The sequence below is a fragment of the Streptomyces sp. NBC_01471 genome (genome assembly GCF_041438865.1).
Classification (GTDB): domain Bacteria; phylum Actinomycetota; class Actinomycetes; order Streptomycetales; family Streptomycetaceae; genus Streptomyces.
Map to the genome: position 1 here is coordinate 7,068,155 of NZ_CP109450.1, position 24,094 is coordinate 7,092,248.

The 24,094-nt window shown below is 70.5% G+C and carries 25 protein-coding genes; 4 read left to right on the forward strand and 21 right to left on the reverse strand.

Annotated features, from left to right (window positions below):
- Nucleotides 1–56 precede the first annotated feature (56 nt).
- Genes OG285_RS31810 through OG285_RS31820 form a run of 3 tightly spaced genes read left to right on the forward strand, consistent with a single transcriptional unit; the run spans nucleotide 57 to nucleotide 2,820 of the window.
- Entirely contained in the window at nucleotides 57–953 is an 897-nt protein-coding gene (locus OG285_RS31810) for a radical SAM protein (RefSeq protein ID WP_371792919.1), read from the forward strand.
- 14 nt (nucleotides 954–967) lie between these two features.
- The gene (locus OG285_RS31815; RefSeq protein ID WP_371792920.1) at nucleotides 968–2,179 is read left to right on the forward strand and encodes a methyltransferase domain-containing protein; all 1,212 of its coding nucleotides are present in this window, start codon (nucleotides 968–970) and stop codon (nucleotides 2,177–2,179) included.
- Between the two features lie 14 nt (nucleotides 2,180–2,193).
- Complete coding sequence (locus tag OG285_RS31820; RefSeq protein ID WP_371792921.1) at nucleotides 2,194–2,820, forward strand: hypothetical protein; 627 nt, start codon at nucleotides 2,194–2,196, stop codon at nucleotides 2,818–2,820.
- An 8-nt stretch (nucleotides 2,821–2,828) separates the two neighbouring features.
- Here the strand turns inward: OG285_RS31820 and OG285_RS31825 are convergent, their stop codons facing one another.
- The 8 genes from OG285_RS31825 to OG285_RS31860 all read right to left on the reverse strand — a co-directional run bounded on the left by OG285_RS31825 (nucleotide 2,829) and on the right by OG285_RS31860 (nucleotide 9,776).
- Nucleotides 2,829–3,149, reverse strand: coding sequence for a hypothetical protein (locus OG285_RS31825; protein ID WP_371792922.1), 321 nt, complete (start codon nucleotides 3,147–3,149; stop codon nucleotides 2,829–2,831).
- Between the two features lie 192 nt (nucleotides 3,150–3,341).
- Nucleotides 3,342–4,097 carry a hypothetical protein gene (locus OG285_RS31830; RefSeq protein WP_371792923.1) on the reverse strand — a complete coding sequence of 252 codons (756 nt, stop codon included), beginning with the start codon at nucleotides 4,095–4,097 and terminating at the stop codon, nucleotides 3,342–3,344.
- A complete protein-coding gene (locus OG285_RS31835) occupies nucleotides 4,094–4,729 on the reverse strand; it encodes a hypothetical protein (RefSeq protein WP_371792924.1) in 636 nt (211 codons plus the stop codon). The genes OG285_RS31830 and OG285_RS31835 overlap by 4 nt, the downstream gene beginning before the upstream one ends.
- A gap of 182 nt (nucleotides 4,730–4,911) precedes the next feature.
- Complete coding sequence (locus OG285_RS31840) at nucleotides 4,912–5,142, reverse strand: hypothetical protein (protein WP_371792925.1); 231 nt, start codon at nucleotides 5,140–5,142, stop codon at nucleotides 4,912–4,914.
- 60 nt (nucleotides 5,143–5,202) lie between these two features.
- Nucleotides 5,203–7,356, reverse strand: coding sequence for a hypothetical protein (locus OG285_RS31845; RefSeq protein WP_371792926.1), 2,154 nt, complete (start codon nucleotides 7,354–7,356; stop codon nucleotides 5,203–5,205).
- Nucleotides 7,357–7,747: 391 nt separating this feature from the next.
- Nucleotides 7,748–7,939 (reverse strand): hypothetical protein, encoded by a 192-nt coding sequence (locus tag OG285_RS31850; protein ID WP_371792927.1) that lies wholly within the window; start codon nucleotides 7,937–7,939, stop codon nucleotides 7,748–7,750.
- A gap of 107 nt (nucleotides 7,940–8,046) precedes the next feature.
- Nucleotides 8,047–9,078: a glycosyltransferase family 4 protein gene (locus OG285_RS31855; protein WP_371792928.1), complete on the reverse strand. Its 1,032-nt coding sequence runs from the start codon at nucleotides 9,076–9,078 to the stop codon at nucleotides 8,047–8,049.
- A 224-nt stretch (nucleotides 9,079–9,302) separates the two neighbouring features.
- Nucleotides 9,303–9,776 carry a hypothetical protein gene (locus OG285_RS31860; protein WP_371792929.1) on the reverse strand — a complete coding sequence of 158 codons (474 nt, stop codon included), beginning with the start codon at nucleotides 9,774–9,776 and terminating at the stop codon, nucleotides 9,303–9,305.
- A gap of 288 nt (nucleotides 9,777–10,064) precedes the next feature.
- Here OG285_RS31860 and OG285_RS31865 point away from each other — a divergent pair, with 288 nt between their 5' ends.
- On the forward strand, nucleotides 10,065–10,349 hold the full coding sequence (locus OG285_RS31865; protein WP_371792930.1) for a hypothetical protein: 285 nt from the start codon (nucleotides 10,065–10,067) through the stop codon (nucleotides 10,347–10,349).
- A 121-nt stretch (nucleotides 10,350–10,470) separates the two neighbouring features.
- On the opposite strand, the gene OG285_RS31870 is transcribed toward OG285_RS31865, so the two are convergent.
- From OG285_RS31870 to OG285_RS31930, 13 genes are read right to left on the reverse strand one after another with little or no spacing between them, the layout of a single operon-like run.
- Nucleotides 10,471–11,187: an HAD family hydrolase gene (locus OG285_RS31870; RefSeq protein ID WP_371792931.1), complete on the reverse strand. Its 717-nt coding sequence runs from the start codon at nucleotides 11,185–11,187 to the stop codon at nucleotides 10,471–10,473.
- A 19-nt stretch (nucleotides 11,188–11,206) separates the two neighbouring features.
- The gene (locus tag OG285_RS31875) at nucleotides 11,207–11,965 is read right to left on the reverse strand and encodes a phosphotransferase (protein ID WP_371792932.1); all 759 of its coding nucleotides are present in this window, start codon (nucleotides 11,963–11,965) and stop codon (nucleotides 11,207–11,209) included.
- Nucleotides 11,962–13,182 carry a hypothetical protein gene (locus tag OG285_RS31880; RefSeq protein ID WP_371792933.1) on the reverse strand — a complete coding sequence of 407 codons (1,221 nt, stop codon included), beginning with the start codon at nucleotides 13,180–13,182 and terminating at the stop codon, nucleotides 11,962–11,964. The genes OG285_RS31875 and OG285_RS31880 overlap by 4 nt, the downstream gene beginning before the upstream one ends.
- The gene (locus OG285_RS31885; RefSeq protein WP_371792934.1) at nucleotides 13,169–14,209 is read right to left on the reverse strand and encodes a hypothetical protein; all 1,041 of its coding nucleotides are present in this window, start codon (nucleotides 14,207–14,209) and stop codon (nucleotides 13,169–13,171) included. Before OG285_RS31885 ends, OG285_RS31880 begins: the two co-directional genes overlap by 14 nt.
- Before the next feature lie 20 nt (nucleotides 14,210–14,229).
- On the reverse strand, nucleotides 14,230–14,874 hold the full coding sequence (locus OG285_RS31890; RefSeq protein ID WP_371792935.1) for a class I SAM-dependent methyltransferase: 645 nt from the start codon (nucleotides 14,872–14,874) through the stop codon (nucleotides 14,230–14,232).
- Complete coding sequence (locus OG285_RS31895; protein ID WP_371792936.1) at nucleotides 14,871–15,977, reverse strand: hypothetical protein; 1,107 nt, start codon at nucleotides 15,975–15,977, stop codon at nucleotides 14,871–14,873. Before OG285_RS31895 ends, OG285_RS31890 begins: the two co-directional genes overlap by 4 nt.
- Nucleotides 15,974–16,993 carry a monodechloroaminopyrrolnitrin synthase PrnB family protein gene (locus OG285_RS31900; RefSeq protein WP_371792937.1) on the reverse strand — a complete coding sequence of 340 codons (1,020 nt, stop codon included), beginning with the start codon at nucleotides 16,991–16,993 and terminating at the stop codon, nucleotides 15,974–15,976. The genes OG285_RS31895 and OG285_RS31900 overlap by 4 nt, the downstream gene beginning before the upstream one ends.
- Nucleotides 16,994–17,030: 37 nt before the next feature.
- Nucleotides 17,031–17,540 carry an NUDIX domain-containing protein gene (locus tag OG285_RS31905; RefSeq protein WP_266814742.1) on the reverse strand — a complete coding sequence of 170 codons (510 nt, stop codon included), beginning with the start codon at nucleotides 17,538–17,540 and terminating at the stop codon, nucleotides 17,031–17,033.
- Nucleotides 17,537–18,421, reverse strand: a complete 885-nt coding sequence (locus OG285_RS31910) for a phosphotransferase family protein (protein ID WP_371792938.1) — start codon at nucleotides 18,419–18,421, stop codon at nucleotides 17,537–17,539. Before OG285_RS31910 ends, OG285_RS31905 begins: the two co-directional genes overlap by 4 nt.
- Complete coding sequence (locus OG285_RS31915) at nucleotides 18,418–20,778, reverse strand: aspartate aminotransferase family protein (protein WP_371792939.1); 2,361 nt, start codon at nucleotides 20,776–20,778, stop codon at nucleotides 18,418–18,420. The genes OG285_RS31910 and OG285_RS31915 overlap by 4 nt, the downstream gene beginning before the upstream one ends.
- Complete coding sequence (locus OG285_RS31920; RefSeq protein WP_371792940.1) at nucleotides 20,771–22,177, reverse strand: glycosyltransferase; 1,407 nt, start codon at nucleotides 22,175–22,177, stop codon at nucleotides 20,771–20,773. Before OG285_RS31920 ends, OG285_RS31915 begins: the two co-directional genes overlap by 8 nt.
- On the reverse strand, nucleotides 22,174–22,650 hold the full coding sequence (locus OG285_RS31925) for a hypothetical protein (protein WP_371792941.1): 477 nt from the start codon (nucleotides 22,648–22,650) through the stop codon (nucleotides 22,174–22,176). The genes OG285_RS31920 and OG285_RS31925 overlap by 4 nt, the downstream gene beginning before the upstream one ends.
- On the reverse strand, nucleotides 22,640–24,067 hold the full coding sequence (locus OG285_RS31930; RefSeq protein ID WP_371792942.1) for an NAD(P)/FAD-dependent oxidoreductase: 1,428 nt from the start codon (nucleotides 24,065–24,067) through the stop codon (nucleotides 22,640–22,642). Before OG285_RS31930 ends, OG285_RS31925 begins: the two co-directional genes overlap by 11 nt.
- Nucleotides 24,068–24,094 lie beyond the last annotated feature (27 nt).

A 24,094-nucleotide genomic window follows, 5' to 3' on the forward strand; every position in this document is an offset into this window, starting at 1 on the left:
TTCCTTCGAAGGGAGCGGCCGGTCCACCGTGGAACACAACCGAAGGGAACGGCCCCGTGACGATCGCACCCGAAGCCCCGACGACAACACCCCTTATCCCCGCCTTCCTTGAGCTGGAGATCACCCGCCGCTATCAGCTCACGTGCCCGACGCTCTGCTTCGTCAAAGCGGGCCCGACCCAGGGGCACGGCACCATGACGGTCCAGGACTGGAAGCGGGTCATCAGTGAGGCCGCCGCCCTCGGCGTCAGGAAGATCCAGCTGATCGGCGGGGAAGCCACGCTCCACCCGGACTTCGTCGAGATCGTGGAACACGCCCTCGGTGAAGGGCTCCAAGTACGGGTTTATTCCAACTTGTTCCGCGTCCGCCGCGACCACTGGACGCTCTTCGAGCGGCCCGGTGTCTCCCTGGCGACGTCCTATTACGCCGACACGGACGAGGGGCACGACGAAGTCACGGGGCGCGAGGGATCCCACGCTGCGACCCGCGCGAACATCATCGAGGCGCATCGCCGGGGCATCCGCGTCCGGGTCGGCATCGTCGACGTGCGGGACGGACAGCGTGTCGAGGAGGCCCGCGCGGAGCTGGAGGGGCTCGGCATCACGGACGTGCACGTCGACCGAGTCCGCGCCGTCGGCAATGCGGCCAAGGGCACCGGTCTGCCCTCCACGTCCGAGCTGTGCGGCCGGTGCGCCAGGGGCACCGCCGCGATCCTGTCGGACGGCACCGTGGCTCCCTGCGTGATCGGCCGTTTCCTTCCGGCCGGGCACGTCCAAGGCACTCCGTTGGAGCGGGTGTTCGCCTCACCGCAGTGGCAGCAGGTCGCCGCGAGCATCCCGGCCGGCCGCCTCGACCCGTGCGGCCCCGACTGCGGTCCCAACGACGACAGCCAGGGCGGCGGCGGAACCTGTGGCCCCGCTGACGACAGCGCCATCCCGAACTCCGCTGGCTGAAAGGCAGGATCCCCTTGAACGACTGGGAAGCAGCAGCACAGCGGCTGGCCGCCAGCACCGTGATCCGGCCCGAGTCACGCTGGTGTCAGCCGCTGGCCACCACACCGCGGCACCTGTTCGTGCCGCGGTGGTGGACCAAGGCCACAAGCGGCGACGGCGAGGAGGTGTGGCAGCTGCGCGACGGCGCGAGCGATCCCGAGGCGTGGCTGCGGGACGTCTACGCCGACACCACGCTCGTCACCCGCGTCGGGACCCTCCACGCCGACCATGCCGAGGCAGGCCAGACGCCTGCCCGGGGGCGAGCGGGGCGCTCCACCTCGTCCTCCACGCTGCCCGCGCTGGTGCTGACGATGTACCGGGCGGCGTGGATCACTGACACCTCCCGCGTGCTGGTGACCTGTGGCAGTGGCTACGGAACCGCTCTGGCCTGCGTTCGGCTCGGTGAGGAGCAGGTCACCAGCGTGGACGTCGATCCGTACCTCGTACAGGCGGCACGGAAACGGCTGGCCGAGGCCGGCCACCATCCGCGTGTCGAAGTCTGCGACCTGACCGGAGACCTGCCCGAGGGCACCTACGACCGGATCATCTCCACCGTCGCCGTGCCCGCCGTGCCTACGTCGTGGCTAGAGTCGCTCGCTCCCGGCGGACGGATGGTGACCACCGTTGCCGACACCGGGCTGGTTATCGTCGCGGACAAGACCCCGGACGGCGGCGCCGTCGGGCGCGTAGCGCCGGAGGCGGCCGGGTTCATGTCCGTGCGCCACGGCGACGACTACGACGACACCTTCCCGGAGAATCCGCCGCTGTGGCAGACCGCTCAGCACGCCGAGGGCGAGAGCATCACCACCAGCCGTTACCCGCTGATGTACGTGCCGGACACCTGGGACGTTCGCTCCACCCTCGAACTCCTCGTGCCTGGCATCGACCACCGCCGGCACACGGCGGACGACGGCACCCGCACCGTTTACATGCTTCACGCGGACGGCTCGTGGGCACGCGCCACGGCCGCCGGGCGCAGGGACTCCCCGATCGTGCACCAGGGCGGGACCCGGCGGCTGTGGGATGAGCTGGACCGCATCCGGACATGGCTCGCCGTGGACGGCGACCTCCCGATCCGCGGCGCCAAGGTGACGATCACCCCCGACGGAGCGGCCACTTTCTCTCGAAGGGGCTGGTCGTCCACCATCATCGGCGCGACCAGCATGCTCGCCCAGTACCGCAGCTGACAGAGGGATGAGCCATGACACACGTTGAGCCGCCGCCGGCCGAGACGTCACCTCAGACCGTGTGGGAGTCCTCCCTGGTCTGGGCAGACCTCCTGATCGGCCTTCACATGGAAGCGTTGGAGCAGGATCGTCACGGCCAGCTCTTCAAGTTCTCCGAGGAGGAGACCGCTCTGTACACCGGGGTGGACCGGCCCTTGGTGTCCTTCCTGATCGCGGCCGCCCTGCACGAGCGGATCCTGCAACTGGACCTGTCGTTCGCCGACGCGGTGTTCGTGCCGCTCGCTGCTCCGCAGGAAGGGGGCGTGACCGGCACGCTGCGACGGTCGGCGTACAAGGCGCTCGAGCTCAGCCCCGACCTTGAAGCCCAAGGGGGCCCCACGCGGGCGCTGCTGATGCACAACGCCCTCTCTTCCCACCCCGACGACCGGCTGCTGTGGGACCGGGTCCGAACGGCCGCCCAGACCGTCGTGGACACCGTCGCCAGACGCACCCACGCGCGTCACGCTGGCCCCCGCCACGCCGGCGCCCGGGCCGACGGCCCGTACCGGGAGCGAGGCAGCACGATCGGGGACATCCTCATCGGCGAGCAGCAGCGCCACGAACTTGACCGACTCGCCACGGTCTGGGGCGACGAGGACTAACGAGCGCCCTATCGGCGGCCTGCCTCCTCCAGAGTCGCCAGGGCGTCGGCGCGGACCTGTTCGTCATCCACGATCGCGTTGACGAAGTCGGGCAGCAGCTTCATTAGCAGCGCCTCGTAAACGGGGGGTGGGGCGTTATCTCCGTCCGGTCCTCGCGTGTGTCCCGCGATGGCGAGGGACAGCGCGACGGCCACGCCCGAGCCGCTCAGAGTCCGCCCGGCCATCTTGAGGATGCCCGGATACAGACCGGGGACAACGCGGTCAGGATCCGCCTCTGCGATGCGGCGTGAGAGCTCGTCCTTGTCGGGGATGACGGTGGTTGCGGGCATGAGGCTCCAGTCGATGCTGCTTGCGGGTACGAAGGGAGGTAGGCGGCCCGATGGGGACCCAGTTCATCAGACCGCGCGCCACTGTGGTCGTCACCTGATCGGCTGGGCCCGTTCTGGGGCGTGCGCCATACGGGGCCGGCGGCAATTCCGCCGCACGAAGGCCCGGTGGCCGTCGTGCCAACTCGCCGACATCTACGGTGAAGACGGCTGAGTGGCGGGTTCGTGTTCCTCTGGTTCGAGGTCGTCTGTCCGTACGATCACGTGCTCGCCATGCGGGCCGGGGACCTCGATCTGGATCTCGCCCCCGATGGTCGACATCGCCAACCGCCCCGGCTCGCTCTCCTGTCCCGACACGGTGAGGACCACCTCGTAACCGGACGGCGGCCCGGGCAGCACCGTGCGGTGCTCGTCGTCCATCAGCCAAGCCGGGGCGACGACTTCCCCACTTCGCCCCCTATCCTCGCCGGCGACTACCCGTACCCGGGTTCTCGGCGTCAGTCCTGCTGGCCGCTCGGCGGCGAGCGCCGTCTGCACAGCTGAGCAGGCCCATCCGGTAGCAACGTCGACCGCAGGTAGGGGTGAACCACGTCCGATTCCGCGCGGCATCCCGCCGCTGTTGGCGAGCGCGGGCGCCGTAGGCCACCGGCGGACCAACCACGCCCACTCAACAGCCGCCTTCCCAGGCTCGGCATCCTCAGATGCCGCTCCCAACTCGCCCCCGAGTTCGTACACCGTGGCGGGTCCCTGGTCGAGGTGCCACAGCACGCTGCCAATGTCCACTTCCTCAACGGAGCGTTCCTGCCGCTTGGCCAGGCCCAGGAGGGTCACCGCGAGCACGCCGCGAATCGCCCGCCCATCCCACGAGTCCGCCGGATGATGTCCGAGTGCCGCGACCTCGTCGGCGCGTTGAACCGCCTGGGCCCAGGTCACCGGACGCTCCTGCGTCATGCTGCGAGCCTCCAAATGGTCTCGAACGAGTAACGTTTATCGGTGACTTCTGAGACACCGAGGGAAGCGGGCCACCGCATGCGATCAAGGAGGAACCCGCCGCTCTGCTGAGACAGCGAGGGTCGTGAGACACCCGAACTGTTCATAACGATCGCGGGGTCGGGAAGGCCGTTGCCGATGCCCCGGCTCATGCCGCCCCACCGGGGCTCCGGTGCGTCCGGCAACCAACCGTCCCGGGACCCGTGCGAGAGGACGGGCTGGAGGAAGGCCGACTTCACGGGGGCGTTCGGGTCCCAGGTTCGGGTCAGCCACCGCCAGCACTCGGTCATCGGGTCACCGGCCGCCGCGGTGCGGGCCAGGTCGTGTCCGGCGCGGGGCAGGACGGTGGTGACCAGCTCGGTAACCCGTTCGTCGTCGCGCAGTTGCCACAGCACCGACGGCCAGCCGATCACGTCGACCGGCTGCCGCTCGCGCAGGTGCAGGGCGTAGAGGACCATGGCGACGATGGAGCGCATCGCGACGTCGTCCCAGCACTGCTCGTCCATCCCGCCGGGCCGGTCGGCGGCGGTGGCGTCGGTGGCGCGCCGTACGGCCTCGTCCCACGGTGCGGAGGCCGGTGAGCGAGGGGGCATGGGCTGACTCCTGCCGGTCGGGTGCGCGAGCCAAGAGATGAACTTCCCGAACTTGCCAGCTCGTTCGACGAGTTCGAGGCGGGCTGCTGCCAGGTCGGCGATGACGTCGGTGATCTTGAAGCGGCCGACGGCGTGCGCTTCGAGCTGGTCGAGCGCGGCCTCCCAGTGCCGTTGGGCCGCGGCTACAACTCCATGGACGTGCCGTCGTCGGGATCCGTGCGAGGGTCGGATTCGGCAGGCAGGCGGGCTGATCGCGTCATGCGCTCATTCTGCATGCACATCCATTCGCTCATGCCCCGATCGGCCGGGAACGCCTGCCAGTTCATCCCCGGCCGACGGTTGCTCAGGTCGGGAAGGCGGAGGTGCCCGGAGCCGATGAGGCACACTCCGCCGCCAACTTCGATCGTGTGCATCTCGTCCTGCTTGACGGATGCGCGGGCGTACAGGGTGGAGGGCCGGTTGCGGCCGGTGCGTCAGAGGCGCACGCGGTAGAAGGACCGCTCGCCCAGGAGAGTGTCCAGGCCGAGGGTCAGGGCGGGCGCTCGCTGATCGCCGAACGTGCCGGTGGGCCGGTCCGTTGCCAGGTGCTGCCAGAGCCGGGCGACCGGGTCGTCGTCCGCGTTGAGATCGTGGCCCAGTGCCTTCAGTCGCTCGGCGCAACGGAGCATGACCGGTGAGGGATCCTGGTCCGCTTTCTGCTTGTCGCCCGGCAGTGTCAGGCTGCGCACGTCGTCCGCCGTGATCTGGTCGACGCCGCAGTCGGCTTCGCGGGCCAGGAGGTACTGGGCGAGGGTCACGCCGGCGCAGCCGTCGGCGATGAGTCCGTCGCCGACGCGGTAGCGGGCGAAGGAGCACTCGGCCATCTCAAGGGTGCGCGCCCAGGCGTCCTGCCACAGCTGCGGGCCGCCTTCGGCCTGCCAGGTCCGCAGACGGTCCACGACCGGCGCCCGAGCCGGGGCCCACCGGTCGCTCTCCTCTTTCAGGTCGGTCAGCAGGTCGCGCACGGCCTGGGCGAGGCGCCGGCCGTCCGGGCTGTCGTGGACGGCCGGAGCGGACAGCGCTTCCAGGATCTGCAGGAGCAGCAGGGTGAGCGCCCGGCCCTCGTGCCGCTTGGGCAGGCGCGGCTGGAGCGCGTCGGTCAGGGCCGCCACGAGGTCACCGCGGTCCAGGTCGATCGTCTCGGCGACGGCCACGTCTTCGTCGTCCGGCCCGCGATACCAATTGCTCTCCCGGGCCTTCTGCGCACGCTCCCGGAACCCTGCCAGGGGCGCGAGCAGCCGGCGGCCCGCGTAGGACGGATCCGCCTCGCACAAGATCAGCCGTTTGAGCAGGCGCCGGCCGAGGTCGTCGGGGCGGGCGTCGAGCGGCGACATGGTGGTCACACCGCAGCGGCAGTGCAGCGTCAGCGGATCGTCCCAGGCGCCTTCGGCGAGGAACGGGCCGTGGCTGTCGCAGGAGGGGCAGCACAGGGGCTCCAGGCCGACCTCGTGGCGGTAGTTCGGCTCGCTGACCGAGGAGTCCTCGGAGATCGCCTCGTTCCAGTGCGCGGCGTCGGCGTCCCATCGCTCCAGCACGATCCGGTCAACGTTGATCTGCCAGACGTGGCCGGCGTCGTGGCCGGAGGGCGCGTCTTCGGCCGGCTCGTCCTCGCGAAAGCCGATCCAGGGCAGGGCGACCCGCATGCCTTCCTCCGGCGTGGGCGCGGCGACCTGCGGGCCCGCGTCCTGGCCCAGGGCGGGCCCGCGGTGCGCGAGGGTGCAGGCGTGGTCACTTTCGCGCAGGCCGTGCGGGCAGTCCTTCACGTGCACGGTGAGCGCGGAGCGGAGGTAGCGGCACAGCTCGGCGAGGAACTCTGGATTGGCGCGGGCGTAGCGCTTGATCGGCACGCTGACGGTGTCGGTGTGGGGCGGTGCCACGAACCCGGCCAGCACGACGCCAGCACGCTCCGGGCTCTCCAGAGCGGGCAGGACGCGGGTGAACACCAGCGGCCTCAAGTCTTCGCCGACCACCTGGTCCTGACGGGCCTGGTGGTGGAGGAGCGCACCCAGCAGCAGCGCCAGCGCGTTGGTGCCGTCGTCCGGTAGCCCCGCCTCCCGATGGCCGAAGGCGTGCTGCTTCCACGCCTCGGTGAACTCCCGGCGGGCCATGGCAGCACTGGAGAACCACCACTCGACCAGCATGGCGGCGACCGCGCAGCACAACTCGGCCAGGGTCTCGCTGTCATCGAACCCGATCGAATTCGCGACCCTCAGCTGCCCCACGAGCATCTCGACGGCGGTGCTCGCCGCCGCGTGCCGCTCGGCACCCGTCATCTGCTCGCACACCACGGTCACCGCCTCGGCAGCGGTCACAGCGCGCACAAGACGCTTGAACTCCGGTGCGGCCGGGCCGGACGGATCGTCGTCCTCGGTCATGTACCCGGGGAGCTCACCACGGTTCGTATGGATCGCAGTAAGGCGGGCCACCTCCACCAAGCGGGCCACGCACGCCGGTTCGGCCGCGACCTCCTCCAGCAGCCGCTGCACGCACTCCGCGCACCCGCCCACCGCTGCTCCCGTCAACGCCGCGAGCAGCGGCTCGTTGACCGCCCGCCCCTCGTCGTCCACCGGGCCGCCGGGAAGTTCCACCGGCCCATGCTCGTGTGCCCCCATCCCCACCCTCGTCTCGCTCTTCGCTCTATGTGTCCTTGACGTCACCCTAGTGCCGTGATCTGCCCGCCGTCCGCCAGCCGCAGTCGCCGCGTTCCGGCCCTTCGACCACCGGGCGGTCGGCCTGGTCCCGCCCTGGATGATCAGGCAACTGGACCACGGCCTGCGCCGCGCGAACAGCGCGAGCCGCAAGGCCCTCGTCGAGGCCGTCGCCTTCAACACCAGGCGCCCGGCCGGGTATCGCCCTCCAGGATCAACAACACCATCACAGAACTCCTCGAAGGTGGGGGCACAGCCTGCTGTGCCCCCACGGCCGTCGACGCACGGGGCGGGACCCGGTCACCGGATTCCGCCCCGCGGACACGCCACGTCAGGCGCTCAGGCGCAGCGCGTGCTCGCGCGAGAAGGTGTAGGTGTTCAGGTCAGGGCGCTGTCGCTCCCACACCAGCCACACCGTGTCGACTCGGGCGGTGGTACGCAGGCCCGGCCGGATACTCCTGCCGATCGCCGATGCGAACCGGTCCGAGCGGGCCGCCAGCTCCGGGGTGTCGGTGTCCTGCACTAATGGTGCAGTCGGGTATCGGAACTCCCCGAATAGCCGGGGGCGCACCGCGTCTCGTTTGGTGAGGCTGAACAAGAGACATGTGTGTGACGTGCAGCAGATCAACGTCAAGATCCGCTGCCTTTGTTGATGGCCACGTCGACCGGCGGCCACGAGTACGGTGCGGTGAAGACTGTCGGCCGGGGCCCGCGCCCGGAGATGTCTGCGGGCCGATCGGACAGGGCTCCCACCACGGTCATTGCCGTCGATCGCCAGGTAGGCAGGGTGGGCCGGCGCCTCTGGGCCCGAGCCTTCAGCCGGTCGCGTAGGTCAGCGTCACCGAGCCACTCGCGGAGAGCGCCAGCCCAGGCGGCGCTGTCCCCTGGCGGGAGGAGCCGGCCCGGGTAGCCGCCGGACGTCTTGCCTACGGCCTCGGGCACGCCTCCGACGGCCGAGGCATACACCGGCACTGCCCGCGCCAAGGATTCCGTGAGGACCATGCCGTACGTCTCCTCATGGCTGGGCAGGACCAGGAGGTCGGTCGTGCGGTACGCGGCGTCCAGCTCGGCGCCAACTAGGGTGCCGACCAGTGAGATCCGGTCGGCGATACCGGCCTCGTCAATCATGTGACGGAGGCGGGCGACATGAGTGGGGTCCTGCTCAAGGCTGCCGGCGAGCCGCAGGTGCCAGGTCAGGTCCGTAAGGCCCGACAGCGCCGTGATGATCGTCGGATGTCCCTTGCGCGGTGTGAGGGAGGCGACACACAGCAAGTCGCCGCCGTAGCCGAGGGCCGCCTCGGACTCCTCATGAACGCCAGGCACCGCAGCGTGCACGGTGTTCGCGGGCAGGTTGTGGTGGGAGGCGATCTTGGCGGCAGTGTGGGCGCTGGTGGCGATGACTGCGGACACGCACTGAAGGGACCGACGCTCGGCCGTATCCAGTTCCCGGGCCACCACTGGGTCCAGGCCCGTCTCGTCGGCGAGGGGTAGGTGCACGAGGATCACCAGACGAAGCCGCTTTGAAGCGGCTTCCATGATTTCGGGGACGCCGCACGCGACCAGGCCATCGAGCAGCACAGTTGAGCCGCTGGGCAGGATGTCCAGGGTGTCGGCCAGCCTGCGGCGGTCCTCGTCGCTCGGACGTGGCCAGGTGCCCTCCACGGGCAGCAGGTGAGATGTCCATCCGAGCTCCGACAGTGCCTGGTGCAGTTCGAGGTCGTAGACGTTTCCGCCGCTCGGGCGGCTCTCATCCCTGATGCCGACTGGCACGACGAATCGAACAGAAGTGATCATGCAGCGGTTCCCCTGATAGTTGGGAGCGCACCGCGCCCCGTTCGGTGAGACTCGACAACAGCATGCTGTCTCCGGCTCCGAGCATGACGGCTTTAGAAAGCGAGTCCTACGTGGTCGCCGAGCACGTACTGGATCTCGGTGAGACCGTATCCGTGGCGTGCGAGTGCGTCGTCCCAGTACAGCTCTGGGTCGTGGTCGTAGCGCAAGCGGCGCCAGCGGGCGGAGACGGGGTCGGTCTTGTCGTCGACATCGTGCCCCAGATCCTCCAGATGAGCCTCCCACCGCCGGACGATGTCGAGGTCGGTCTCCCCGGGATGCCGGCTCATCAGGTCATCGACAGTCTGCCGGGGGACGGCGGCGGGCTCGACGCGCTGCTCTTTGGCCGTGATGTAGAGGGCGGTGGCGAGCGCGGAGATCCCGTCCTCCTGCGAGCCGTCGCTGTCGCGTTCGCTGAAGCGGTCGGCACGAGTACTGATCAGCTCGCGGGTGCGGTCCCACGCCCGCGTCCACTCGGCGGGGCCGCCCTCGCCCTGCCATGTCCGCGACTGCTCGTTGATCGTCATCATGCGGCATCCTTCGAGATCGTGGTGAAGGCCAACTCCTATACGCCCGTGGCCGTCTGAGACAAGACGGCGGAGAGTCAGGGCCGGCGTGCGCCGTGGCCGTGTCACCTGATGAGGTGGTGCGTGAGTCAGCGCAGCGGGCGGACCATGGTGGCGTAGATGGTCGGATGGCTGCTGCCTCAGCGTCGTTCGGTGCGATTCGCCCAACCCCCTTGACCCCCGCGCCCGGCCCGGTGAACGTTTGCGGATCAGGGAAGACCAGGGCGGGACTACCAATACCAAAGGACCGGCATGTCTGAAATCGATCGACCGCTCCCGCCCGAACTGGAAAAGATGGACCGCTACCGCGCGCTGGCTGGCGCGCTGTACCGCTGCGCCCGGTGGGAGCTGGCCGGACGTAATCCGGGTGCCGCGAACGTTCTCCTTGAGCGTGCGTTGGAGGCGGTCGATACAGCGACCCGTGCCCTGCCGGCTGACGGAACGCTGAAGGCCGCGGAGCACGAGGAGCATCTCCAAAGCCTGGTCACCCTCCGGGACAACGTCATCAGCGCCTCCGCCCAGATCCTGGCCATGTAGGAGCCGGGCCAGCACCTGGGTGCGCTGGGCGGCGCGGACGGCAAAAGTGCGGCCATCTGCACGCCGACCATCCGCCGCGCGCCCCCCTTCACGACGACTCGCGCTTGGAGGCTCGGCTGCGCTACGTACGGAAGCAACGCACGTCCACGACGTCCATGCCGGCGGCCTTGGCCGCTTGTACGCCTTCGGTCGAGTCTTCGTAGACCAGGCAGCGGGCTGGTGCCACGGCGAGACGGGCCGAGGCGAGGAGGAACAGCCCGGGGTCCGGTTTGCCCCGAGGGGCGTCTTCACCGGTGATGACGTCGGTGAACAGAGGGCGCAGCCCGGTGGCGTGGAGGCCGGCGTGGACGGCTCGGCGTGCACCGCCTGAGGCGATTACCAGGGGCAGGCGGGCGTGCAGGGTCTCGGCAAGGTGAACCACCGGCCGGTATGTCTGCAGTTCGGCGATCCCGTCGAGGATCAGGTCGAGGCACTGGGCGACCACCTCGTCGATCGGCACGTGGGTCCCTGCGGTGTCCGCCAGTTCCCTGATCAGTTCTGCCCCGGAGGTTCCGATCCTGGCCGTGTAGAACGACTCGTCCATGGTGAGGCCCCAGCTGGCGCAGGCTCGAGAGAGGCCGCGGAAGTTGAGCGGATGGCTGTTGGCGAGCGTTCCGTCCCAGTCGAAGAGCACCGCGTCGTAGCGGTCCGGGTCCGGAGGATTTCGGTGGTCGCAGGCGCCGGGTGCCGGGCAGCTGGCGTCGGGTGGTGAAGCGTCTCCCAGAGGGCTTCGTTCCCGTGATGAGGTGGCCGAGTGCTGGTCGGCCGGAGCGTCGATCTGGGGGTGACGTGCCTGCATGTTGGCCTCACTACCGTCGTCAGGTGGTTTTCGTGGTCAGGTCTTGTGCGTGGCGTCGGGCAGCAGCGGGGTCGGGCGGGGTTGCGGTGACTGCTGACATGAGACGTCCGAGGAGGTGCACGGAGCGGTAGGTGCCCAAGGTCTCCTCAGAGTGCGGGATGCCGCGGTCGGTGAGGAGTCGGCTCATCCGGACCGGCCGGACAGCGAATGCGTGAGCGGCCCGCGCGTAGTCGAGTCCCGGAACCCCGTAGATCGCGAGCTCCCAGTCGAGGCCCGCGGTAGTGGCTGGTCCGAACAGGAAGTTCCCGGGCTCCGGATCGTTGTGCAGGAGGCAGGGTGCGTCCGGCTCGGGCAGGGGCGCACCCGTCAGTGCCTCGGCTGTCGCTGCGGCTTCGTGGAAGCCGTGGCGGGTGAGCGCGCCGTGGTAGGAGACCAGCCGCTCGCGTAGGTACTCACCCCAGGTTGCGGACGCCGGGGCGAAGAGCCGGCCGAAGCCGGGACCGGTGATCTGGTGGACGCGGTGCAGGTAGGGGATGACGCGCCGCAGCGCCTCCTCGCCACCGCCTGGCGCCGTGCCGTGCAGACGTCGCAGGATCAGCATATGGCGGCCCCGGAGGGAACCGCCCGCGAGTACGGACGGTGCTCGGACACCGGCTTCGGACAGCCGCTGGAGAGCTGCTCTCTCGGTCTGCGCGCGCCACGGTTCGCGGTAGATCTTCACCACTGCGCCGGGCAGGTGGAGAAGTCGGTTGGTCGGGGGGATCGCTGTGGCGCTCATATACGTGAGGCGGGGCTGGCGAGGGCCGCGCGCAGGGTCTCGGTGACGGCGATGTACGGGGTGCGGGTGCCGAAGCGCAGGCTTACGGCTGGCCGGTCGCACAGGGCGTCGAGGACACGGGCGCCGTTGCTCGCCAGGTCATCGGCGCCGCGTGTGCGGATATCGAGCCAGTCGCTGACGTACACGTTGTCGCCCGGCGACATGCACTGGGTGCTCAGCAGTTCGTGCGCCGGCCCCGGGTACGTCGTCTGGAGATGGAGTTCCCGGGAGTCCTGGACGACCTTTGGGAAGACGATGAGGTCCACGGTTGCGGTCATTGCCAGTGGGGTGCCGGTGCGCTCGTGCCATTCGGAGGGGAGGATGTGCAGCTTGTTGGCGCCGTGAAAGCTCTGCCAGTCGGTGCCCTTCGTGGACTGGGGGCGGGTGAGGTCCCACCGGTCGGCGCTCGCGTAGCCGAGTGCTTGCAGGGTGCCGCCGTTGAGCCGGATCGGGCCGGGCATGGCGACAGCCCGGGGAGCCTCGCCCGGGGTGGCGGTGATCATGGTGCGGTCGTTGGAGAGGAAGGCGCCCGTTGGGGTCGCGGCCAGGGCGAGCGCGAGGGTGGACTTGCCGGCGCCGGAGTCGCCGACGACCAGGATGCCGCGGCCGTCCATGATGGCGGCCGACGCGTGCAGGCACACCCAGCCGTCGTCCTCGGCCAGGCGGTACCCGATCTCCCGCAGATGCCGGGCAGTGTTCATCGCGGCATCGGTGTCGTCGCAGGTGATGACGGTGAAGCCGCCTGGGTGGCGGGCGATGATCTGCGGCGCGATCCCGGCACCGGAATCGGTCAGGAGCACCGGGCCGCCGGGCATCTGGTGCCATGTTGCCGGGGCACCGACGTGCATTCGTACGTGGCGTGGTGCTCCGGTGCCCCGTGAGCGGACTTGCTCGGCGAGGGCCGCGACGCGATCGCGAGGCAGGGCGAGACAGTGCATCGTCGCGGTGACGCCGGTGGCTGCAGCGCCGGGGTGGACGACGTTCCACAGTTCGCTGGGGGGCGTGAACAGGCGCTGTACGTAGGTCGTTGCCGCGGCAGTCGACGCGAGAACCTCGATCGTGAGACCGCGGAGCTGGACGGTGATCTTCTCGGGGCACCACGCGTCGAGGGAGGCCGAGTTGATGTCGCCGTCGAGGAAGGCGTCGAGTACGGGTATGACCTGATCAGCGGCGGGCATCGGCGTCTCCGGTGGCGAGGAAGTGTTCGGTCTTGCTCTGGCCATTGCGGGCGTGCGGGATGTGGTGAGCCGTCAGGACGGCGGCGACCGAGTCGGCGGTCTCGGCCACGGACCGGCGGATCTGGGAGGCGCTCGCGGCGACGGGGGTGGCGGTGAAGCAGGCCCCGTACTCGAGCTCGACCTGCTGGAGGGTGCCGGGGTGCGGAGCGAGGGTGGTGGTGTCGACGGTGACGGTGGACCAGTGGCCGTCCGCGTCGGCCGGCGAGGGCAGGTCCCAGGTGGCACGGTGGAGCGTGCCGGTATGAACGAGGCGCGGGTGGCCGAGGACCTCTGCCACCTGGGCCAGGGCCTCGTCACGGGTGGCGGCGGGGCGGATGCTCTTGTGGAGACGGCCGTCCTTGAGGACTTTGGCCTTGGCCCACCACGTTCCATCGGAACGGGGGGTCAGCGCGGCGTACTCGCGCCGCCCGGACCCGGGCGGCAGATAGATGTCCGAGCGCAGGACCCGCCGGTGGATGGTGGGGCCGAAGACCGGCACACCGGTGGCGGGCAGATGATCACGCAAAAGGCGCGCGACAGCGGCAGGGTTGGCCGGGACAGTGAGCGTGATTTTCTCCTCGGCCTCCGGGCCCTGTCCGGAGAGATGGCCGGGGCGGGGCAGCGGGAAGTTCACCGCAGCACGCTCATCGGCGATGACGCAGGCCCACGCCGCGACGTCTCCGGATGCGTCGGCGGGCACGGTGGTGCGGTGGAAGGCTGTCAGAACGACGGCGTCCAGGCGCCACTGCGCGGTGACGAAGAAGACGGCCGCGCCGGTGGATTCGTCGATCTGGCAGGCCCACAAGGGGACGTGGAACACCCCGGGGACGGCCGGTTTCGGGCGACCGCCGTCGGGCCCGTGCCACAGCTGACCGCGCAGGGTCGGCCCGTCAAGCGCGAGGGCGGGGCCGGACACCGGGACGCTGAGGTGGGCGTAGGCGACGCCCGGGTCGGTCGGCGCATCGGTGGTGGCCGCGACGAGAAGCACGAGTGGTCCCTTCGAAGGTGCTACGGCCGGGTGAGAGTGGCGCGCCATACCGAGCGCTGCCCCGGGTCTCCCGGGCTGAGGTACTGCACGGCCTCCCCGCTCGGGACAAGTCCCGAGTCATGGATGAAGCCGAGCAGGTCATCGGGGGCAAGGAGCGTCATGTGCTGTCCGTTCGGCAGCGTGTACCGGTCGTCACCAAGCGGAGTGAGGCACGGGTCGAGGTGGCCGGCGGTGAAGAGGTTCAGCGACAGTGTTCCGCCGGGGAGAAGGACCCGGTACAGCTCGCGCAGCGCCCTGGCGAGAGCGTCGCGGTGGTGGAGGTTGTGCAGGACCCCGTGGCACACGACGAGGGAGGCGCGCCGGTCGCCCAGCGGGAGGCTGGTGACGTCGGCTTCGACGAATGCGGTCCGGGGTCCGGTGTGGCGGCGGGCCGCTTCGAGCATGCCGGGGTGCCGGTCGATCGCGAGGACCCGGTAACCCGCGGCGGCCAGGGCGGGCAGGTTCCGGCCGGCGCCGCACCCCGCGTCGAGCGCGAGGGCGGCTTCGGGCACCGGGGCGGCGAGCAGCTCCGTCAGGTAGGGCGGTGCGGGCAGCTCGGCGAAAGCGGCGACCGTGGCGCGGTCGTTCCAGTAGGTGCCGGTGGGGGCCGGTCCCGGGCGGGTCACCGTTCCTCCTGGCCGTGGAGGGTGTAGCCGCTGGTCCACGGCCGGCAGCGCACGGTCCGCAGTCCCGCGTCGGCGAATGCCTGCTCGCACCGCTCGGGGGCGCGGGTGAGGGCGGCGAAGGTGGGGCCGACGGAGGAAAGGGTGAGGACGTCGGCAAGGTGCTCGGTGAAGATGTGCTCGACCTTCGCGCCGGTGGCCAGCAAGTCCGGGTGGGAGAAGGCGCAGTTGGTGAGGCTCCCCATCCGGAAGCGGTAGTCGAACAGCAGGCTGCCGAGCGGACGCAGGTCGCCGTCGAGGAGGGCGGGCCAGGCGTCGTGCAGGACCCGGTAGGCGATCTCGGGGCCGTACGTGCGGCCGGTGGTGGCGAAGGCGTCGAAGTGGCGGGCCTCGGCGGCGAGGCTGTCGCGTGCGTCCCAGATCACCGGGTCGTGGGGCATGCCGAGCACGAGGTGCATCTCTGTTGGCAGGGCGGCCTGCAGCAGCGGCACGTGTGCGCCGGCGATCACTTGGACCGCGCCGGGTATGAGCCCGGCCGTCGCGGATCCGCCCAAACACTGGACCGGCAGAAGGTGACCGTCCTCGTGGTCGATCTCCTCCCCGTGGTTGAGCGCCAGGAACTTGACGAGCCGGCGGGCGGGGACGGGACGTCCGTAGAGCTCGTTGACGGCCGCGGCCACGGCGGCGATCTGCCCGCTGCTCGAGCCGAGCCCGAGGTGCGCGGGCAGGTCCGGGGCGCTCACCCGCACCCGCAGCCGCTCGCGGGTACCCAGGGCCGTGCGCATCAGCAGGGCGGCGTGCCGGGCCAGGACCGGGTGGTCGCAGTCGGGGGTGGTCTGGACGGCGGGTCCGTCGCCGACGATCTCGACCTCGACGCGGCGCATAAGGTCACAGGCGAAGAGGAGTTCGCCCGCGAGGTAGGCACCCTGGCTGGGGACGATCTTGCTGGAGTCCAGGGCCATGGCGTTGATGCGGCTGGGGTAGTCCAGGCGTATCTGATCCGCGACCGGCTGTGGCGGGTTGCTGGGTATGGGGTCGAGTGCAAGCGGGAAGCGTGGGGCGCCGAGCGGGAAAGGGGGGAAGTCGCGGTCGATGGAGGTGCTCACAGGGGACTCCCGGGGCTGAGAAGAGCGCGGGCGCTGTCGGTGACGTCGAGCAGACGGTCGAGGGCGCTGGTGGTGTAGCCGCCGCTGCCGAGGGATCCGTCATCACGGACGGCCATGTTGTCCCGGGCGAGCTGGCGGTGGGGCAGGCGGAACCGCAGCAGGTCGTCGATGAGCAGAGCGACGGCCGGCCGCAGATGCGGGTGGCGGCGGGCGAGGCGGGCCAGGCCCGGAGTCCGGCGGGCCTCCGCGACCGTGGCGCGGTGGTGCGGCGGCAGATAGAGGATGTTGTCGGTGAGGTACTTCTCGTACCAGGCGGCGAGGTTGCCGGTGGCCGCCTGGCTGAGAAGCATCACGTCGAGCACGAGCAGCGGCATCTGGGCGCCGCCCGGCGCGAAGTACGTGGTCCCGGCGATATCCAGGGGCGGGTAGTACGGACGCAGAAGACCGGTGAAGTACTGCGGTGTCAGCGTGCGTTTGACCGTCAGCAGACGGGCGGCGAAGTCCCGTAGCCGCTCGTGGACGCTCGCGGCGAGAGCATCGGCCTCCTCCCGGTTGGCAGCAGCGGGCAGGTCGGCGCAGTGCCGGATTGCGTCGTCGAGGGCGTGGCTGGCGGCGGTGACCTCGTCGATGAACACGTGCTCGCCCGGGGTGTCGGTGAAGGAACGCCTGCGGGGACCACGGGGGTTGCGGGTCGCGTAGGAGTACACCGTCTCCCGGGGGACCTCGTCGGCCGTGGCGCCCAGGTGGAGCATGGCCGCTTCGACGGCGGGCGGCGGGACCGGGCGCCCGGTGTGGCGGGCGAGGGAGGCGGTGATCAGGCCCAGGTCCCGTAACGCCGCCCGGGCGGGGGCGACGTCACGGATCGAGGCGGCGGTACGGGAGAGGTGCTCGGCTCGGGTACGCAGCCAGGCGGTGTCGGCCGCGATGTTGGCCTGGGGCAGGGCCCTCATCACCGCGTCGGCGCCGAGCGGGTCGAGCGCGGCCGTGGTCGAGTCGAGGTCACGGGTGAGCGTCATAGGTCCTCTCCCAGCTCCCGGGGTGTCGGGCGCGCGGTCATTCGATGGGCAGGTCGTCCCGGTAGGACCACACGCGGCCGGCGCTGAGGTGGTCGAGGTAGTCCAGCAGGGGTTCGATCTCGGGCCGGGTCGCGGTGGAAGACGACAGGACGGCCCTGGCCTGGTCCAGCGGCAGCAGGACCGCGCCGGTGACTTTGCCGTCCGGGTCGTGCACGGCAATCTCGCCGTCCCACTCGGCGCAGTCGAAGGTCAGCACGACGGTGGAGGGGTAGCGGTCGGTCGTGGTGTTGACCAGGTAGGCCAGCGGGCCCACCGCCGTCAGGTTCAGGCCCGTCTCTTCCCTGACTTCGCGGACCAGGGCCTCGGTGAGGAGTTCGCCGCGCTCGACGCCACCGCCGGGGATGGACCAGATCTCCTGGCCGTCGCGCTGTTCCTGGACCAGGACGATGTTCTCGCCGCGGCGCAGCAGCGCGGCTACGACCTGGACGCCGGGCCCGGTGACCGGTGCGGGAGCCGGGACGGCGGTGGCGGTTTCGTTGGTGGTCATGTTCGCTCCAGTTCGGTTCGCAGGGCCGCGGTGCACCCGGGGAGCTGGGTGGGGTCACGGCCGTGCCAGTACAGGAAGTACGACAGGGTGATGACCAGGCGGTGAAAGGCAAGGCGCTGCTCGAACAACGGGTCGACCACTTCCCCGCGTTGCTGCCAGTAGGCGTCCAGCATCCGTTGCCGGTCGTCGGCGGAGGGCAGGCACCAGCGGTCGGGTTTGACGAAGTCGCTGGCGTACTCCGCGGTGGTGGCATGGTCGAAGTCGAGCAGGGCGATCGTGCCGCCGGGACGGATGAGGATGTTATCGGGGTGGATGTCCTGATGGGTATTCACGCACTGTAAGTTGCCGAGCTGTTCGGCCAGCAGCAGACCGCATTGCAGGGCCGCCTCGGCGAGAGCGGTGGGAATCAGGCGGTGCCGGATGAGGGCGTCGATGAGGTCGGAGAGCTGCCGGGCGCGGGAGGCCGGTGTCGCCATGAGGGAACGCGGCGGCCGGATGGAGTGCAACAGGGCGATCTGGTGTCCGAGCCGCGGCCACAGGTCGGCCTCGATGGCGCGGTCTTGGCGGGCTTCGGCGAAGGTATGGCCATCGAGCCATTCCTGGAGCAGGAAGGGGCCCAGGCCCGGGTCGGATCCCACGCGCAGGACCTCCGGGACCGCGACCCCACCCGCCCGCGCGCTCCGCATGGCCGCGGCCATCTGCTGCAGATGTGCTTCGCCCTCTCGATTGTTGATCTTGAGGAGGTAGGCGTGGGCGGAGTCGGCATCGGCCACGTGCCAGCAGGTGTTGAAGCGGCCCTGGGGCAGCGGGCGGGCGCTGAGGGTTCCTGAGCCGGGCAGGATGCGGCCCAGCGCCGTGCGGTCGAGGATGGCTGTGGTCATCGGCCGACTCCCGTCGTGACGAGGCCGGCGGGCAGTCCGCCGCGCGTGAATGCCTCGTGGACGTCCTCGGCGAAGTCGATGACCTGCTGCATGCCGAGTTGCTCCGGGTCGCGAACGTCCAGGCGGGGCATGGCGTCCTGCAGCTGGCGGCCGAGATCGAAGGGCGCGGCGAGTTCGACGGCATCGGTTCTGGGCTCGGACAGCGCGGTGAGCGCCAGGTGCAGGCCGCTGTCGCTGACCCGGCCGTCCACGGTACACAGTCCCGCGGTCGCGGAGCGGGCCGCCAGTACCGTGCCGATGGGGGTGGGGGCGAGGAGCTCGGCCAGGTAGGCGGTGCCCGTCCAGGTCTGGCCAACGGCGATCTCCAGTTCGGTGTCGAAGAACCGGTTCGGGAAGCGCCGGAACTGCTCGCGACGAAGGTGCCGGCGGCGCGGCAGCAGCACATCAGCGTTGTGGCGGGCCATCCGTACGGCGGGCGGGGCGGCGCCGTGCGTGCGGTGCACGCTGATCTCGGCCGAGGTGTCGATGGAGAAGGAGTAGTCGTCGCTGTGGGGGCGGAGGAAACCCGCCGCGTCCTTGCCGATCTTGGCGGTGATGGCGTCGGGGAAGATCTGCAGCTCGTCGGCTCCGTGCTCACCGAGGGCCTTGTACTCGGCCGAGCGGAAGGTGCCGTCCGCTTCGAAGTTCAGCAGGACCCGCAGGGAGCCAGACAGCAGCATCGTGGCGTGGATGGAGCCGACCAGGGACAGCTGCTGCTGGTGGAGGTCGAGGACTTCGAGGAAGTAACGGTCGGTGCGTACGCCCATCAGCTCGTGGACGAAGGGATTCTTCAGGTCGGGGGCGTAGACCCACAGGTCGCCGCCGGCCCGTGCCTGTCCCCAGCGGAGGTCCTGCATCTGCTCGCCGGTAGCACGGCGGTGGGCGAAGGTGTGGAAGGAGTAGCCGGGCACCTGTGGGTCGCGCCGTCCTTCGGGGTGGACGACGAAGTGACGGAAGCAGTCGGTGTGGGTGCGGGTGTCCGCGACGACCTCGGAGGTGATGCTCCGCCCGCTGCCGCTGCCGCGGACGTCGGGAGCCGTCGCGCGGGCTTGGGCGGTGGCATCGGCCAAGTGCCCGGTGAACGCGGTGATCTGGGCGTCGGTCAGGGAGCCGGAGGCGTAGAAGTGGTAGAAGAGGCGTGTCCCGCCTCCGTGTGGGCCCGGGAGGCTGAGGGGGACGAGCCGGTAGCGGTCGCACAACTCCGTCGGCAGCCGTCCGCCGGGGTGGCTGAAGGCGGCGGAGACGACGGGTGCGTGCGGGGCGGGCACCAGCAGGGCGTCGGGGTCGGCGGCCCGTACGGCGGCGGTGAGCTGGTCGCGGCGTTCGAGGCAGCGGGTGGTGAGGGCGGTGTAGCCGGTGCGGCCCAGCGTGTGCAGCGTGGCCCACAGGGCTGCCGCGGTGGCGCCGGGGCGGGAGCCCAGGACGGTGTCGTCGGGGATTCGGGTGTGTGGGTCGATGCGGGTGACGTGTTCGAGCAGTCCCTTGCGTACGAGCAGGGCCCCGCACGCGTACGGCATGAGGCCGGCCTTGTGGGGATCGACGGCCATGGAGTGCACGCCGGGGCTGCGGAAGTCGAAGGGCAGCTCTGGGGCGGTGAAGGGGAAGATGAAGCCGCCGTGCGCGGCGTCGACGTGCAGGAAGCAGCGAGTGTGTCCGGGGCGCTGGAAAGCGAGGTCGCGCAGCTCGGCGGCGAGCTCGTCGACGGGATCGGCGAAGCCGCTGTTGTAGTAGCCGGCGGTGGCCACCACGATGATGCCGGTGATCCCGTCCGCCATCGCCTCCTGGACGGCCTGGCGGACCTGCTCCCGGTTCAGGGTCCAGGCCGGTCCGGCAGGCAGGCGTATCAGGTCAAGGTCGAGGATCTCGGCGGCCTTGCCGACGGAGGCGTGACACAGGTCGGAGGTGATCACGCGGACTTGGTGGCCGTCGGCACGCAGCAGGTTACGGGCGATGCGCAGGGCGGCGAGGGTCGCTTCGCTTGCGCCGCTGGTCAGGTGTCCGTCGAGGGCGCCGCCCTGATAGAGGCTGGCGAGGACGGCCAGGGCTTCCTTCTCCAGCCGCCGGGTGCCTGCCTTGCCCTCGCCGAAGCGGGTGTGGGTGCCGACGTTGTTCGTGTTGACCGCCGACCAGTCGCCCAGGACACGGACCGCCTCCGGATGCGGAGCGGCCATCGCGAAGCCGAGCCGGGTCTGCTCGGGATCGTCCCAGGCCGGTATCTCGCCCCGGGCCTGCGCGAGGTGCTCGTCGATCGACGCACGGCTCCAGCCGGTTTCGGGGAACGCGGTGGGCACGGCCCAGCCGATATCCAGATCACCCATGAACGGTGCCTCCTCGGGTGTCGGGGGCGATCTCGCCCAGGTGCTCGGTCTTGGTGAACCTCAGGTCCCGTCCGGTGAGCCGGGCGGCACTGGCGCGCACTCCCAGCAGCCATGGACCCAGCGCGCTCACTGCGGGCTGCAGCATGTAGGTGGCGATGGCCGCAGCCGGTGCCGGCTGCCGCCAGGTGCCGCCGTCAGGGCCGCTGGCTCGGAAGTCATCGAGGACACGTCCGCGCAGCCGGTAGGCCACGACCGGCTCGATCAGGCCCGCTGCCACAGCGGCGGCCACCACCGGTTTGAACCGCCGTTTCACCACCAAGTGGGCGGCGGCGGCCCCCATCACCGCCGGTCCCAGCGCCCAGGCCGCCCCATCGGCCAGGGCGCGGGCCGCCAGCAACCGCTGCCCGGTAGCGGAGAGCCGGGTGGGGTGCGCGGCGGCGAAGCGGTAGTCGTGGCGGGTCGCGGCGTTCGCGAAGGCCACGCTGCTGAACGCGCGCGCCATGGCCTGCACACTCTGGTAGGGCTCGACGATGTTGACCGAGGGCAGGACCGCGATCGGCTCGCCGGCCATGCTCAGGCGGTGACCGACGGCGAGGTCGTCGTGCGGTTCCTGGAAGTACCCGATGTCCTCGATCTTGTCGCGGCGCACGATGAGCCCGGAGCCCACCCCGTAGACCATCGGGCGCGCGAGCGCGGCCAGCAGCCGCGGGCGCCGGCCCGGACCACACCAGCGGGCCACCTGGATACGGCGGTACTCGATGCCCAGGGTTCGGCGGAACGCGGCAAGATCCTGGCCGGACATCACCGCCGAGCGCCGCCCGCTGCTACTGCCGGGGAAGGCGGGCAGCATCGGCTGCTGGATCATCGCGGGCCGACCATGGGCGGCGCGGGCGAACTGGGAGGCGAGGCGGGCATCGGGGACCGCGTCGGCGTCGAACACCGCAACGTAGTCGTCCGCGGGCGGAAACAGGTCGTCCAGCGCCGCTACGGCGTAGTTGAGCTGGGATGCCCGACGGCCCCCTCCCGGGTAGGACACGACGGTGAAGACCTCCCTGCCCAGGGTGGTGTTGTGCTGGTCGGCGAGGCGCCGGCAGACGTCCTCCGTCGTCGACGTCCCGCTGGGGGTTTCGCTGGCCTCGCGTGCCGCGGTGACGACCAGGACGCGCAACGTGGGCCACCGGGCGGCGAGCGCGGCGAAATGCTCAAGCGAGCGGGGCATCACCGCCTGCTCCCGCAGCGCAGGAATGATCACCGTCAAGCCCGGCGTCTCCTCGGGGAGTTCCTCCTCGGGACGGTCGGCCTCGACGCGCATAGACCGGTAGGACAGGGCCAGGGAGGCCGTCATATAGAGGGCGCGGGCGGTGTAGGCGGCGGCGAGCAGCCGGCTGGCACGAATCACGGTCTCTCCTGTTCGGCGAGGCCCAGCTCGGCCAGGCACAGTTCGGCGTCCTCGAAGTAGCGGGGGCGGGCCTGGACGCGGCTGGTCAGGATGCGGGCCCGCGCGGCGGACGCTGCCCATCCGCGCGAGCGCAGGATCGCGTACGCGGCAGCCGGTGAGCGATTCACGCCGGCCGCGCAGTGCACGTACAGCCGGGCGCTGTTCTCGCGTGCCGCCAGTGCGGCGAAGGTCACGCAGGCGGTGTACCAGTCGGTGCCGCGCGAGGCGCCGTCGTCCGCGGTGGGCGCCGAGCACCACACCAGGCCAGTGCGGACGGACGCGGGCGGCGGTACCCGGCGCGGAGTCCGGCAGTCCAAGACGTGTGTGACGCCCCGGTCGAGGAGCTCGTCCACGGCGAGGGTGCTGTCGGGTGCGGCGCCGAGCAGAAGCCAGTTCGTCACCGGGTGGGCGTCGAGGCGGAGCTCATCCCCCATGGACGGCCTCCCGCGTCGCTGAGCGGGCCGTCGGGCGGGGAGCGGTGTAGATCCTCTCGGCGGTGCCGTGGACGAGCCGCCGCGCGATGTCCTGGCCCATGGTGACGGCGTGGTCCATGTTGCCGATCTCGTAGCGCCAGGTGCCGAAGCGCCCGCGCGAGTAGATCTCGTGGCTCTCCAGCCAGGGCTGGATGAGCCCCAGGGCCGCGTCCCGGCCGGTGGTCGGGACCGGATAGGCATACGGGATCAGCTCCAGGTGGCTGCTGACGCGCTGGGCACCGTCGGGAACCAGACCGCAGCGCCGCAGGGCTGTATCGCACTCCTCGACCAGGGCCGCCCCATCGAGGAGGGTTCCGGCGGGCAGAGACGTCTCGGTCATCCAGGCCGAGTACCGGCCCGGGTCGGAACCCGGGACATTGGCCGGCGCGTACCGGGAAAAGTTCGTCGCCCGGTAGAACGGCGTCTCGCGGCCGGGAAAGTACAGCCACGAACGCCCATCGGTGGTCGGCGACTCGTAGCCGAGTCCCACCATGACCACCGTGGTGTGTTTCAGGACCGTGGCGGCCTGGCGCACCTGTCCAGGCGCGCCGGACGTCATCGCGACGAGCTTGTCGAGGGCGCCGGTGGCCACCAGGCTCCCGTAGGACAGGACGCTGCCGTCGGAGGTCAGCAGGGTCTTCGCCGCTTCATCGATGTGCAGGACGGCCTGACCGGTCCGGACATCCCCTTCAAGACGGGAGGCCAGCCGCTTCCAGATCGCGCCGGTACCACCCGACGCAGGGAAGGCGAACTGTGCGTTGGGGCCCCACCGTCTGGTCGGCGCGGTTGGCGACACCAGCCGCTGGCGCAGCGCACCGCCGTTTGCGGGGGCCACCCGCTCCGCTATCCACGAGGCGGACATCTCGCTCAGGGCGGTAGCCCAGATCTTGCGGTTGTACGGGGCGAAGAACTCCTCCACCAGGGCCGTGCCGTAAGTGGCCTCCAGCCACGCACCGAAGTCCGCTCCCGCAGGGGCACGCCCATGGGCCTGAGCCGCGGCCAGGCCCTCCAGGCACTTCTGGGCGCGTGCCCGGGGAAGGTGGTCAAGGTGCTGCTGGAAGGGGTAGGGCACCCACCGCCCGCTGTGCCGGACGAATGAGGAGCGCTCGTGGTGCAGCAGTTCATGGGGCGCGAACAGCCCCTCCAGTAACTCGTCGAAGCTCTTCATCGTGGAGAACACGACGTGCCCGCCGAGATCCCAGGTGAAGCCGGCCTCGTCGACGACCGAGGACCCCAAGCCCCCGACCGTCGGCGCGGACTCCAGCAGTACCCACTCGCGGTGACTGAGGCGCTGGAGTTCGTGAGCGCATGCCAGCCCGCACGGACCCGCGCCCACGATCACCACCGGGGCGGCGGTACGGGCTCTGGTGTTCCTCACGGCACTCTCCTCCTCGCACGGGCGGAA

What these genes read in the sequence shown, in the direction of transcription:
- OG285_RS31915 (WP_371792939.1), bottom strand. Translation starts at nt 20,778, where the DNA reads ATGGGTGATCTGGATATCGGCTGGGCCGTGCCCACCGCGTTCCCCGAA.
- OG285_RS31820 (WP_371792921.1), top strand. Translation starts at nt 2,194, where the DNA reads ATGACACACGTTGAGCCGCCGCCGGCCGAGACGTCACCTCAGACCGTG.
- OG285_RS31905 (WP_266814742.1), bottom strand. Translation starts at nt 17,540, where the DNA reads ATGACCACCAACGAAACCGCCACCGCCGTCCCGGCTCCCGCACCGGTC.
- OG285_RS31835 (WP_371792924.1), bottom strand. Translation starts at nt 4,729, where the DNA reads ATGCCCCCTCGCTCACCGGCCTCCGCACCGTGGGACGAGGCCGTACGG.
- OG285_RS31875 (WP_371792932.1), bottom strand. Translation starts at nt 11,965, where the DNA reads ATGAGCGCCACAGCGATCCCCCCGACCAACCGACTTCTCCACCTGCCC.
- OG285_RS31880 (WP_371792933.1), bottom strand. Translation starts at nt 13,182, where the DNA reads ATGCCCGCCGCTGATCAGGTCATACCCGTACTCGACGCCTTCCTCGAC.
- OG285_RS31925 (WP_371792941.1), bottom strand. Translation starts at nt 22,650, where the DNA reads ATGGGGGATGAGCTCCGCCTCGACGCCCACCCGGTGACGAACTGGCTT.
- OG285_RS31910 (WP_371792938.1), bottom strand. Translation starts at nt 18,421, where the DNA reads ATGACCACAGCCATCCTCGACCGCACGGCGCTGGGCCGCATCCTGCCC.
- OG285_RS31860 (WP_371792929.1), bottom strand. Translation starts at nt 9,776, where the DNA reads ATGATGACGATCAACGAGCAGTCGCGGACATGGCAGGGCGAGGGCGGC.
- OG285_RS31840 (WP_371792925.1), bottom strand. Translation starts at nt 5,142, where the DNA reads ATGCACACGATCGAAGTTGGCGGCGGAGTGTGCCTCATCGGCTCCGGG.
- OG285_RS31825 (WP_371792922.1), bottom strand. Translation starts at nt 3,149, where the DNA reads ATGCCCGCAACCACCGTCATCCCCGACAAGGACGAGCTCTCACGCCGC.
- OG285_RS31870 (WP_371792931.1), bottom strand. Translation starts at nt 11,187, where the DNA reads ATGCAGGCACGTCACCCCCAGATCGACGCTCCGGCCGACCAGCACTCG.
- OG285_RS31830 (WP_371792923.1), bottom strand. Translation starts at nt 4,097, where the DNA reads ATGACGCAGGAGCGTCCGGTGACCTGGGCCCAGGCGGTTCAACGCGCC.
- OG285_RS31865 (WP_371792930.1), top strand. Translation starts at nt 10,065, where the DNA reads ATGTCTGAAATCGATCGACCGCTCCCGCCCGAACTGGAAAAGATGGAC.
- OG285_RS31900 (WP_371792937.1), bottom strand. Translation starts at nt 16,993, where the DNA reads ATGACGCTCACCCGTGACCTCGACTCGACCACGGCCGCGCTCGACCCG.